The organism is Legionella santicrucis, from assembly GCF_001468135.1.
GTDB lineage: Bacteria > Pseudomonadota > Gammaproteobacteria > Legionellales > Legionellaceae > Legionella > Legionella santicrucis.
The window spans coordinates 716,717-728,334 of sequence record NZ_LNYU01000091.1; the positions used below are offsets into that span (position 1 = coordinate 716,717).

Consider the following 11,618-nt stretch of genomic DNA (forward strand, 5'->3'; position numbering starts at 1 on the left):
GAATGAGAACTGGGATTTGGTTATAGCGAGTATACTCGTTTGTTGCTACTAGTGATTTATCAATTATATCAGCGATATTAAATGTGAATCCAAAGCAAAATTAAACAATAATCGTTTTATTATGGGTTGGCTATATAGATACTCTAATATGTTGCCCATTTATAATTAATTTGTTCCGATTTTTCATGATCTACCCCCATTTCTAATCCTCTTTTTACAACGCAGCCATTTTTTCTAATTTTTTCATAGCACTCAGTATTCCCATAAGTACATTATTTTACCTATGAAGGGATGAGCTATAATTAAATTAATTCGAAACTTATTTATGATAAAAATAGAATATCTATACAAACCATTAGCAGCAAATAGTTAGCGCGGTCGGATCATTAACTCTAATTGAGTCATAAAATGATACATTCTCGAACTAAGATTATTTTTCTCATTATTACTCTATGGATACTACTCGTTTCTGTAATTTTAATAGTATCAGGCTCATTATTAGTAAATGGATTTCAAAAATTAGAGCAAAATATTGCTATGGATAATGCAAAACGTATAGCTCATATATTACTTACAATTTTAAATAATGATTCTTTGGAGAAAGTCGATGACTTTATCCAAAATAAAAATTCAAATGTTATAAACCCCTATCTTCCAGAAGATTTTTTTATTAAAAATAAAGTAAATTACGTTTTGATTTTTGATAATAATAGAAAAGTTATCTGGTCTCGCGGATTTGATTTAACTCATAAGAAAAGCATTCCTATTGAACCGCATATTATATCATTCTTCAAAAACAATGGATTGGATTTATTGACCAATAAGGAAAAATATTATTCTGTTATAAAAAAACCATATGATTCATCAGGATTCATAGCATTGGCCAATAATAATATAGGTTATTTCAGTATAAGCTTCATTAAAGATTCTCATAATACTAAATCAACACTTGGGTACATGGTTTTTGGACGAATATTAACATCTGAATATTTAAATCGCTTAAGTAGTGATTTGAACATTCCTATTTATTTAATTTCTCTAGATCACATGCAAAAAAATCCCGAGGATAAAAAAATAATTGATCAATTAAATTCACATAAGTTAATTTATATCCAAGCACTCAATAACACTATTTATTTAAGTTATCTGCTCATTAAGGATTTTACTGACAAACCTATTGGACTCATTAAAATTGAACAACCTCGTAAAGTATATAATGAAAGCAATCGTTCAGCGTTGAAGAGTCAACTTATTCTTTTGGGGGTATCCATTGTAGCGATGTTGGGAATGTCTGTCTTAGTATATTTATTTTTTAGAAAACAAGATTTGATCACATGCTCATTTGAACGCTTTGTACCTCACCAACTCATAGAATTACTGCAAAAACAGAACATTCTTGAAATAGACTTAGGTAATTATACAAAAAAAACTATTTCCGTTTTGTTTATGGATATACGCAATTTTACGGCTATTTCTGAAGTATTGAAACCGCAGGAAAATTTTGATTTTATTAATATGATATTAAAGCGAATTGCCCCAGTGATATCAGAAAACAATGGCTTCATTGATAAGTATATAGGTGATGCAATAATGGCCCTATTCCCTAAGGAAGCAACTAATGCTGATGATGCAGTAAGAGCTGCAAAAATGATTCTGGAAGAACTTGAGAAACTCAATCAAGAGGATGTCTTAAAAATCAAAGAAGAGGTAAAAATTGGGATTGGGATTAATACAGGGGAAGCTATATTAGGAATTATAGGCGCTGAAGGTCGTTTAGAAGGTACGGTGATTAGTGATATGGTTAATACCGCATCACGTATTCAAAATCTTACTAAAGCTTATGGACATGAACTTTTAATCAGTAAAGCATGTTACAAAGCGATGAAGTATCCAGAATTGTATACCATTCAGTTAGTTGATAAAGTATCTTTAAAAGGGAAATCATTAAAAATATCAGTTTATTCAGTTTATTAGAGCGTCGACAAATAACTGCTCAATAAGTCTGAGTACCACCAACAACTGGTACAAGCAAATGGACCTGGTTAGTCTTGGGATTAATATGAATATATCTTGGGGTAGCGATGTAAACTCAGTTGCTTTAAACTTTTATAAGTATAATGGTGATGAACGTATTCTCCCAGGATATTAATGTTGGGAAAAAATTATGAGCCAAAATAACGGCAATAAAACGTCAAGTGTATTGAATTTATTATTCGATTATATGCGTCACCACAAAAGTAGCACCTTCTTTTTTGTTGCTTTTGGATTATTTTGGGCATTTACATTGCCGTATATGTCCTATTTGTTTGGCGTTATTATCGACAGAATCAAAACTCAAGGCATTGAATCTGTTTCTGTATATTCATTTGTTCTTATTCCATTATGCCTCTATATAAGTATCCATGTTTTACGAAGTGTTGGCTATTATACCAACGGCTTATTTTCATTGCTAAGTATTCCCGCATATAAATCCGAGACGGTAAAAAACATATTTACTCATCTAGGTAAACAATCCATCGATTATTTTGAAGAAAAAAATCAGGATTTTTATCTAATAAAGTGATGAATGCCTGCATAGGGTTAGAACCGGTCATAGTTAATTTGTTTTTCACGATTTTCCCCCAATCCTTAGCAATTTTGATCACGGGTATTTTATTGTCCACTGTCATCCCTTATTTTGGCATGGTACTATGGGTTTGGGGGATAGCCATTATCATTTATACATATCAATCGGCCAAAGTAGGTCAAATAAAAGCCTCTACATTTGCTGATGCCTGCAGTGTTTTTAATGGTCATATTGTAGATGTTATTGGCAATGTCCAATCTGTTATTCATAACGCCACTTTTGGCCAAGAAACAAGATTACTCAATCAAAATATGAATGACTTGATTGACAAAGAACGTCTTCGTAATCGTCATGCCAATAAAAGTCATGTTTTTGCAACATCTTGCAATGAATGCGCTCGTTGCATTTTATCTTATTGGTTCCATTATTGGATACAAAAACCATTTAGTAAGTATTGGTGAAGTGGTATTCGTAATGACGGCAGTAACAGCCATTGCTGGTTTAACCAGCAGTCTAGGCAATTGCTTTTTAGAGTTCATTTATCACATTGGTTTGTTACAAGACGGGTTAAACTTATTGAAAGATCAACCCAATGTAGCCGACATGGAAGATGCTTCCAGCCATAAAATATCCCAAGGGAATATTGAAATCAAAAACATCACTTTCTCTTACCCTTCTCAATCGCCAGTTTTTAAAAATTTTAGTTTGTCCATTCCTACTCAACAAAAGATTGGAATTGTTGGGAGTTCTGGTGCCGGGAAGACAACGTTAATGAAGCTCATCATGCGGTTATATGATATCCATGAAGGAAATATTGAAATAGACGGCATCAATCTTCCTTGCTTTACTATAGATTCATTACGTAACCAGATTGCTATTGTGCCACAACATTTAAACTTATTTCATCGCAGCATTTTTGAAAATATTGCTTATGGTTGTGGGCACGTTAGCAAAGAAGACGTCATTGCAGCGGCAAAAAAAGCTAAGTGCCATGACTTTATTACCTCTCTAGAACACCAATATGACACCATTATCGGTGAGCAAGGCGTAAAATTGTCAGGAGGTCAACGACAGCGCATTGCCATTGCTCGTGCAATTTTAAAAAACGCTCCTATTTTATTGTTTGATGAAGCAACCTCTGCATTGGATTCCGCAACAGAACTAGCGATACAGGAGGCATTGGAAACGTTACTCAAAGAAAAAACTGCCCTCATTATCGCACATCGATTATCTACACTAAAAACAATGGATAAAATTATAGTGCTTGAAAATGGTCGTATTGTAGAGTCAGGAACACATAGCGAACTATTAACAATTAAAGGAGCTTATTATAATTATTGGAGGCATCAGTCAAGTGGATTCATTAATTAAATTAGAGATCCAGAGTGCGGAGAAACAACTGTATGGGTTGCCAAAGAAAGAATAAAAATTACTAAAAATGTTTGCTGGTTGGTAATTCATTGAATTGCAACATCAATTAAAAGAGAAACGCTAAGGTTTTTATGTAACTCCCGTATGAATAAAATCATCTTCAAAATCAAGTCCCCTATATTGGATTTTCACTTCTTCTTAAGCAAAAGACACCAGCTGAAATAAGGTTTTTTTATTACTGACACAGACTTTCATCTAACTTATTGAAATTAAATTACTAGTTAACATTTTCATATAATATATAAAAATTATGAATTGGTCAAATATTGATAAAAATGGTTTAATTTATTCAAATACAAACCATTTTAACGAGAGAGAAATAATGTACCTATCAAAACTTAATTCAGTTATATCGAACCCTTTAGTTTTAGTTAACTATTTCGATAAATTGTGAACTACAAATTTTACTTGCCCAAATGCTATGGGCTATTGATAAAAACAGAAATTATATTTTTGGAGAAAGAAAAATGATGGGCGAAAAAAATCACCGCGATTTTAAAGAAAATATGTTAACGTTTACCCAGGAATTATTGGAAGCATTGTGGAGTCTATACCAACATGAAACCCAACAAGATTTGGACAATTCAAATACGAATACAAACAAGAATGTACTAGTCCCTAACCAAGTAGCGCAAAATAGGGACGCTAAGCAAAATAATCAACAGGACTCAGACGGCCCCCAACTCAGCCAACTTTCATCAAGTCAGACTAATACAACCCCAAACGATCTAGGTAGCCTATGCAGCAAACATGATGACATCAAAAACGCTAGTACAAGCGAAAATAGTAATACAAACACAAATGACAATACAAGCGAAAATGAGAATACAAATTCTTTTAGCATCTAAGTAGACCTTATGAAATATCTATAAAAACAATGGGGTTGGTGTATTCTCATGTCCGCCGCATGAAGACTGGTTTGATTGGGAGTAATATAAGTAATTTGAAATTAATGAGTATCCTGCTTATTGAGTTTAATTGGCTTATCAGCTTAAGATAACCCTTTAACATTTTTAAAATAACAAAGGTTATTGCTCAATAAGTAGGTTTACAATGCGATCAGAAGAAATATCAAAGCAGTCAATTTTCTCAGATGAAGAGCTACATGCCCAAGCTAATCAGTATATATATGAATTTAAACAACTTATACTCCAGAATCTTCCTTCTGTAATATCACAAATTATTGAACGGGAAGTTTGGAAAAAGAGAAATAATCCCTATAAAAATTTTGGGGAATATGCTCTTGATAAATCATCAGACGGCTTGGGTATTACTAACAATGAAATGTTGTGGTTATTGCGGTCTGCTATGGATATAAATACCCAGCATATAGCTCATTGGGGAGATGTTCTTAGCATGGTGGATAACTGTGCCAGAGTATATGCAAAGGAAAATAAAATCTCTATTAAAGATTTGAATAATGACCTTAGAGAGCAGGATAATACGGATCCTAATTTGTATCAGGAAAACAATATTACGTATTTACCCTCTCGTTCAAGATCTGTTGATGGCCAACTTTTGAAATTAAAAAAGAAAGATCCTCTTGCTTACGAAAATGTAATACAAGGAAAAATAAATATCAAAGATGCTTGGGTTAAAGTTCCCAGAAAACAACAACAACCTATTGAAGCAGTTAAAAATAAATTTTTTAACTTGTCTAAATCAGAGCGTAAATCTTTTTTGGAATGGCTTGAACAAGAAAAAGATAACCTGGTTGATTAAGATTGAACGAGGCATAAACACTATAATAATATCCGACCTCGCAGCTTTCTAAATTATATGTTGCTTGTTGAATACACAAGGAAGGTAGCATAGGTCAAACCACGTTTTCTCAAAATTGACTAAAATTATAGTAGAGCAAACGAAAGAAAGGCTATCTATGTTGCAACTAATTTATATTAGCTCAGCAACTAAAGTTTTTACAAATCAAGAGCTCCGAATGCTATTGCAACAATCAAAGGCCCGTAATTTAAAACAGGATATTACTGGTCTTTTAATTTATTCTGGGCATTCCTTTATGCAGTTATTAGAAGGAAATGAGATAGATGTCAGGGATGTTTATGCGTCTATACTTAATGATCCTAGAAATATGGGCAACTTTATAGTTCTTGAACAGCATATAGATAAAAGATTGCTCTTAAATTGTCAAATGCAATTCCGTAAATTAGAACTTAATTTATTTAGTGATTTGTATGGTCTATGTTTAAATAACAAAGCCGATTTCGTTCAAAAATTGATAGATATAGCGAATGATACCCACCCCTACAGTAAAGAATTTAATCCCAATAATCTTCCTTTTTTTAAAGAAAAAGAGGTAATAGAAACACCCTTTAAAGATGATTTTTTTAGATTTTCAACAGAAGTTGGAGCTGATGAAGTGTTTTTAATGAGGGATGATTCCAGTATTGTCTATGTCAATCACTCTGCATGTCAAAAACTTGGTTATACCAATGAGGAATTAATTGGTATGTATGTTTGGGAGTGGGACCCTCTTTTTCCAAAGGAAAGTTGGCCTGGCTTTTGGGAAGAATTCATCAAAAAAAAACGACTTCATTTTGAGACAAAACATAAAAAAAAATCTGGAGAAATATTTCCAGTTGAAATTCATGCTCATTTATATACCAATGATGGAAATAATTACGCCTTGGCATTTGTTAATGATATCAGTCAAAGAAAACGAATCGAGACAGAGCTATTAACTCACAAAATACAATTAGAAAAAATTATTGAATCAAGAAATGAGGAATTAAAAAAATTAATTAGTAAATTCTCTTTGCATAAAAGAATATTGGATACCCATTGCAGTGTGGCCATAACAAATGCCGATGGCACTATAACATATGTAAATAACAAATTTTGTGAGTTATCCGGTTATTCGAAAGATGAACTTCTTGGGGCCAATCATAGAATCCTTATGTCTAATTATCACGATAGAATATTTTATAAAAATATGTATCAAACTATAACTAAGGGAAATATTTGGAAAGGTATTTTTTGTAATAAAGCAAAAGATGGCCACTTATATTGGATTGATATCAGTATCATTCCCAAACTGGGTAAGACTGGGAGACCTTTTGAATACTATTCCGTATGCACTGATATTACTGCCAGAAAACTCGTAGAACTAACTTTGGAAAATAAGGAAAAACAGGTCAGAACCATTTTGGAATTAGCCGGAGATGGTATACATATTCTTGATAAAAATGGCTTTGTTATAGAGTGTAGTGAATCATTTGCTAAATCTTTAGGGTATACAAAAGAGGAAGCACTAAAGCTGAACGTGCTGGACTGGGACGCAAAAATTTCTAAAGAAAAAATACTCAATATTCTTGAGCACTTATTATATTCTGTTGAAGTATTTGAAACCAGACATAAACGGAAAAATGGTTCTGTTTTTGATGTTGAAATTAATGCAAAAGGAATTGTTCTTGATGGACAACATTATATCTATGCTTCTTCTAGAGATATCACTGAAAGATTAAAAGCCCAAAGAAGAATTGCAAAAATGGCTAATTTCGATCAGTTAACTGGATTAGCGAATAGGCATAAATTATTAGAAGCTTTCGAAAATTACATACAAATTGCCCGAAAAGATCAAAAAAAATTAATACTCATTTTAGCGGATATGGATAGTTTCAAAAATATTAATGATACCTACGGCCATTTAGCTGGCGATGCGGCATTAAAGCATGTAGCTGAAAAATTGAAAAAGAAATGTCGACCGTATGACGTAGCTGCAAGAATTGGAGGAGATGAATTTGCGGTTCTTATATTTAACGCTGACTTATCGGTGGGCATCCGATATATAGAACAGGTATGTTCAAAAATAAAAAATACATTCTTAATTCATGATAATCCCCTTTTGTTAAGCTTAAGTATAGGTGTTGCGATATTTCCAGATCATGCCCAGTCAATAGACGAATTATTTAGAAAAGCAGATTTAGCACTTTATCAATCAAAAAAAGATGGGAGAGTGGGATATTGTGTGTACGGAGATTAGGTCTCTAACCGAATAATTGGTTTTATTAAGAGAATGTCCAGAAAATCTGCCAATGATTAACTCATCATTAAATTGTGCAAAAAAGCATGGACTGGGCTATTAAGCCCAGCATTTACAATAACTTTTAATATAATGACTGTAACATGCCTCCTTCATAAGGACGAATCATTTCATTATTATGTAATTGATGGATTAAGTTTGGATTTGCAATAAAAGGTCTGCCAATTCCAAGTAAATCAAAATCATTGTTTTCAATTTTATCTTGCCCTTCTTTGAAATCATAACTCCCACAAGCAATTAGCGTCCCTTTGTAATGCGAACGTATAAAACGTGTCATGGTTTGATTATTCAACTCTGCGAAGATCGTTTTATCATTAAAATTACCAGTATGGACATAAGCAATTGGAACAGAATTGAGTTGTTCTAATAAATATTTGAATACAAAAGCATCACGGTTATCACCAATAACTTCATTAAGATAAGCTCCTGGCGAAAGCCGAATTCCTACTCGTTCATAACCAATAGCCTCACCGCAGGCTTTAACCACTTCTAAGGCAAAACGCGCCATATTTTCAGGAGTTTCCCCGTAGACATCTTCGCGATGATTTGTATGGTAATGTAAAAACTGATCGATGAGATAACCATTGGCTCCGTGAATCTCAACGCCATCAAAACCCGCCTCGATTGCATTTTTGGCAGCAATTGCATAACTATTAATAATATCTTTTATTTCATTTAATGTGGCTGCACGCGAAATGCCATAGTTTAAGCCCTCAGCTCGTGCCACTTTGCCTGTCATTGTCGTTTCTGAAGCAGAAATAGGTAATTGACCGTTTAAAAAATGAGGGTGCGACACTCTACCCAGATGCCAAATTTGTGAAAAAATATGGCCTGAGTTTGCATGGACTGAATCCGTTATTTGACGCCAACCTTCAATCTGTTCACGGGTGAAAATACCTGGAACATTACTATATCCCTTTGCATCAGCACGAATAATAGTTCCTTCGGTAATAATTAATCCTGCATCGGCCCTTCGAGTATAATAATCCTTCATGGATGCTGTCGGGCTAAGATCATCATTAGCCATATTACGCGTCATTGGAGCCATTACAATGCGATTTTTTAACTGGAGGTCTTTATTCAATTGGAATGGTGATAAAAGTAAGTCAAGATTCATAATTACTCCTTTAAGTAAATCTATATATCGCAAATTTTCGATTAATAGTTGTAAAAAATTTTATAATGTGTTTTTAAGCTGGTCCATAAATTCACTAATAAAAGGTTTATTGAGCTTGTAGTAAGTCCATTGACCTCGGCGTTCCATAATAATCAGTCCAGCCTGTTGGAGTTGCAAAAGGTATTGCGAGACTGTGGATTGTGATAAACCTATTTTTTGCTCAATTAAGCCCACGCAAACACCATCAGTACTTACATCGCAATGCGATGAAGTAAAGTGTTTGCTTGGCTCTTTTAGCCACTCAAGAATTTGTAAGCGATTTTTATTAGAAAGCGCTTTTAAAACAATTAGTCTATTCATATAGATCAGTATATCGAGATTTCGCGATATGTCAAATTGTTTAACAGAAATTAAGGTAAACCACATTAACCCAGGAGCAATATGAAACCATAGGGGTGATTGTAAACGACCCTATAGATTATCAATCTCTTCCTTTTTTAAAAGTTGAACCATTTAAAAAGAGCATATTGGCCAATATTAATACATCAAAGCAACATCTATTTTTATATGGAATTTGACAGAATATAAACAGACTTATCCACAGAAAATGTGCATAACTAAAGATAAAGCATTTTATTGGCTAAAGGGAAAAACCCTTATAGGAAAAGGAATCGGCTCACGCGGTGCTTGAAGAAAGAGTGTTTGGTATAATAAATATCCACAGGAGAAAACGGTGAAAAAAGAAAGAATTGCATGGTTATTTTAAACAAATCAAAATAAAAAAAACAGTCTTGACTTCGACTATTTTTCCATTGATATCATTACGTGTTCTTTTATAGTCATCCCACTATTTGCTGTTTAAAACAGTCTCCACTCTATTTTCTCATGCAATAATCCACAGAGACAAACCATAATAGAATTTCTTCGGAATTTAATTTAAACTAAAAACATTTACTTCTAAATGTTAAATATGAAAAATGATTATTTAATAGTTATAGGTGCTTCTGCGGGAGGAATACAAGCAATCACTCGTTTAATTTCTTTTTTTCCAGAAGACTTCAAGGGCGTTATTCTTATTGTTTTGCATCTCTCACCTGCTTATGAGTCGCATTTACCCGAGATTTTACAACGTCATACCTCTCTTCCTGTACATAACCCTAATGAAATTGAAGAAATAGTTCCAGGACATATTTACATTGCACCACCTAATATTCATATGTCTTTAATTGATGGAAAAGTAATACTTAGACATGGACCTAAAATAAACCATTCACGTCCCGCAATTGATGTACTTTTTTATTCAGCTGCACTTTATTATGGTCCTTTAACTATTGGCATTATTTTGTCAGGACTGCTTGATGATGGTAGTGCGGGCTTATTAGCCATTAAAAAATGCAAAGGAATAACTATTGCGCAAGACCCACAAGAGGCAGATTTTCCAGATATGCCTAAAAACGCAATTAAAGCTGGGATAGTAGATTATACGCTTACCTTGAATAAAATATATCCTTTAATTCAAAAAATTATAAATTCTCATCATTCTAATACATTCACGTTATTTTAAAACGTGATCATCATTTTACAGCTTATCTTGGATTAGGAATGAATTTAAGATATATTGTTTAACGAATAAAAGGGAGTTTATTCATGATAAAACATTGGGTTGCAGCGACATGTTTATTATCCGTATGCCAATTAGGTTTCACCAATCAATTATCTTATGCTGATGTTCAATTATGTACCAATAGCTATAATCATCTGTGGTTTGTGTTTGAAAGTACCAAATCCGGTTATCGTAATAATCCAGGTGCTCAAGCCTCAATTTTTACAACAGAATTCAGTAAGGTTTTAGCATCAGATTTTCATTTTGGCCTACTTAATCTGCCTATTCCTCCAGATTATACAACCACAATTAATTTAGATGTAAATGGTATACCAGATTTAGTGAACACTGCAGCTTTTGGAATAAATAACTGGGGTGAGTTTCATGTAGCCAATCCATTTAGTGTAGAATTAACTTCCCAGGAGCTTTTGAAAAAAGTATATAAAATGACCACAAGAGATGTAGATTATACCCGTGATGCCAGTGATGAAGGTGGTTGTACTGTTTATGTGTCTCAGAAAGATGTAGTTTGTACCGTTACCAAAGACTCGTTAAATAGCAAAAAAGCAATTCTCAATAGTATTGTTGACAATGTGGTAACAGCGTATCACATTGCAGCGCCACAATGTGCATTATGGACTACACCCCCAATTACTTCATATGTTAATTAAGCTGATTTATTTTTAGAAAGGTGATCCAACAACAACTTCACCATGCAATAAGAACGGTCTTATAAGAGCAAACTCATATATAATGAGTTTGCTAGCAACTACAATTCAACTGAATGGATTATTGAAAAATTTTTTCTTGCACAATGCTTTTACGTCATCTATACCCTTTC

The 11,618-nt window shown here is 33.2% G+C and carries 11 protein-coding genes; 9 read left to right on the top strand and 2 right to left on the bottom strand.

All coding sequences use genetic code 11. The features are described 5' to 3' along the window. The first annotated feature begins 537 nt into the window (after nt 1–537). The 7 genes from Lsan_RS20845 (at nt 538) to Lsan_RS20865 (ending at nt 7,997) form a co-directional block, all read left to right on the top strand. Entirely contained in the window at nt 538–1,974 is a 1,437-nt protein-coding gene (locus Lsan_RS20845; RefSeq protein WP_162265633.1) for an adenylate/guanylate cyclase domain-containing protein, read from the top strand. A gap of 190 nt (nt 1,975–2,164) precedes the next feature. Continuing rightward, the gene (locus Lsan_RS23265; RefSeq protein WP_133134237.1) at nt 2,165–2,563 is read left to right on the top strand and encodes a hypothetical protein; all 399 of its coding nucleotides are present in this window, start codon (nt 2,165–2,167) and stop codon (nt 2,561–2,563) included. Continuing rightward, complete coding sequence (locus Lsan_RS23270) at nt 2,563–3,027, top strand: hypothetical protein (RefSeq protein ID WP_133134238.1); 465 nt, start codon at nt 2,563–2,565, stop codon at nt 3,025–3,027. The genes Lsan_RS23265 and Lsan_RS23270 overlap by 1 nt, the downstream gene beginning before the upstream one ends. After that, nucleotides 2,954–3,937, top strand: a complete 984-nt coding sequence (locus Lsan_RS23275; protein ID WP_237762230.1) for an ABC transporter ATP-binding protein — start codon at nt 2,954–2,956, stop codon at nt 3,935–3,937. Before Lsan_RS23270 ends, Lsan_RS23275 begins: the two co-directional genes overlap by 74 nt. Nucleotides 3,938–4,464: 527 nt before the next feature. After that, nucleotides 4,465–4,845 carry a hypothetical protein gene (locus Lsan_RS20855; RefSeq protein WP_058516013.1) on the top strand — a complete coding sequence of 127 codons (381 nt, stop codon included), beginning with the start codon at nt 4,465–4,467 and terminating at the stop codon, nt 4,843–4,845. A gap of 205 nt (nt 4,846–5,050) precedes the next feature. Continuing rightward, nucleotides 5,051–5,719: a hypothetical protein gene (locus Lsan_RS20860; protein ID WP_058516014.1), complete on the top strand. Its 669-nt coding sequence runs from the start codon at nt 5,051–5,053 to the stop codon at nt 5,717–5,719. Nucleotides 5,720–5,876: 157 nt separating this feature from the next. Further along, entirely contained in the window at nt 5,877–7,997 is a 2,121-nt protein-coding gene (locus Lsan_RS20865) for a PAS domain S-box protein (protein WP_058516015.1), read from the top strand. Nucleotides 7,998–8,121: 124 nt separating this feature from the next. On the opposite strand, the gene Lsan_RS20870 is transcribed toward Lsan_RS20865, so the two are convergent. Further along, the gene (locus Lsan_RS20870) at nt 8,122–9,177 is read right to left on the bottom strand and encodes an oxidoreductase (protein ID WP_133134243.1); all 1,056 of its coding nucleotides are present in this window, start codon (nt 9,175–9,177) and stop codon (nt 8,122–8,124) included. Nucleotides 9,178–9,234: 57 nt separating this feature from the next. Continuing rightward, entirely contained in the window at nt 9,235–9,534 is a 300-nt protein-coding gene (locus Lsan_RS20875) for an ArsR/SmtB family transcription factor (protein ID WP_058516100.1), read from the bottom strand. Between the two features lie 610 nt (nt 9,535–10,144). Between Lsan_RS20875 and Lsan_RS20880 the strand changes: the two genes are divergently transcribed. Together Lsan_RS20880 and Lsan_RS20885 are read left to right on the top strand one after the other, a co-directional pair. Then, nucleotides 10,145–10,738, top strand: coding sequence for a chemotaxis protein CheB (locus Lsan_RS20880; protein WP_162265634.1), 594 nt, complete (start codon nt 10,145–10,147; stop codon nt 10,736–10,738). 83 nt (nt 10,739–10,821) lie between these two features. Then, a complete protein-coding gene (locus tag Lsan_RS20885) occupies nt 10,822–11,448 on the top strand; it encodes a hypothetical protein (protein WP_058516018.1) in 627 nt (208 codons plus the stop codon). Nucleotides 11,449–11,618: the final 170 nt, after the last annotated feature.

Bases quoted from the DNA above. Each gene is read 5' to 3' on its own strand.
- Lsan_RS23270 (WP_133134238.1), top strand. From the start codon at position 2,563: ATGAATGCCTGCATAGGGTTAGAACCGGTCATAGTTAATTTGTTTTTC.
- Lsan_RS20855 (WP_058516013.1), top strand. From the start codon at position 4,465: ATGATGGGCGAAAAAAATCACCGCGATTTTAAAGAAAATATGTTAACG.
- Lsan_RS20860 (WP_058516014.1), top strand. From the start codon at position 5,051: ATGCGATCAGAAGAAATATCAAAGCAGTCAATTTTCTCAGATGAAGAG.
- Lsan_RS23265 (WP_133134237.1), top strand. From the start codon at position 2,165: ATGAGCCAAAATAACGGCAATAAAACGTCAAGTGTATTGAATTTATTA.
- Lsan_RS23275 (WP_237762230.1), top strand. From the start codon at position 2,954: ATGAATGCGCTCGTTGCATTTTATCTTATTGGTTCCATTATTGGATAC.
- Lsan_RS20885 (WP_058516018.1), top strand. From the start codon at position 10,822: ATGATAAAACATTGGGTTGCAGCGACATGTTTATTATCCGTATGCCAA.
- Lsan_RS20880 (WP_162265634.1), top strand. From the start codon at position 10,145: ATGAAAAATGATTATTTAATAGTTATAGGTGCTTCTGCGGGAGGAATA.
- Lsan_RS20865 (WP_058516015.1), top strand. From the start codon at position 5,877: ATGTTGCAACTAATTTATATTAGCTCAGCAACTAAAGTTTTTACAAAT.
- Lsan_RS20845 (WP_162265633.1), top strand. From the start codon at position 538: ATGGATAATGCAAAACGTATAGCTCATATATTACTTACAATTTTAAAT.
- Lsan_RS20875 (WP_058516100.1), bottom strand. From the start codon at position 9,534: ATGAATAGACTAATTGTTTTAAAAGCGCTTTCTAATAAAAATCGCTTA.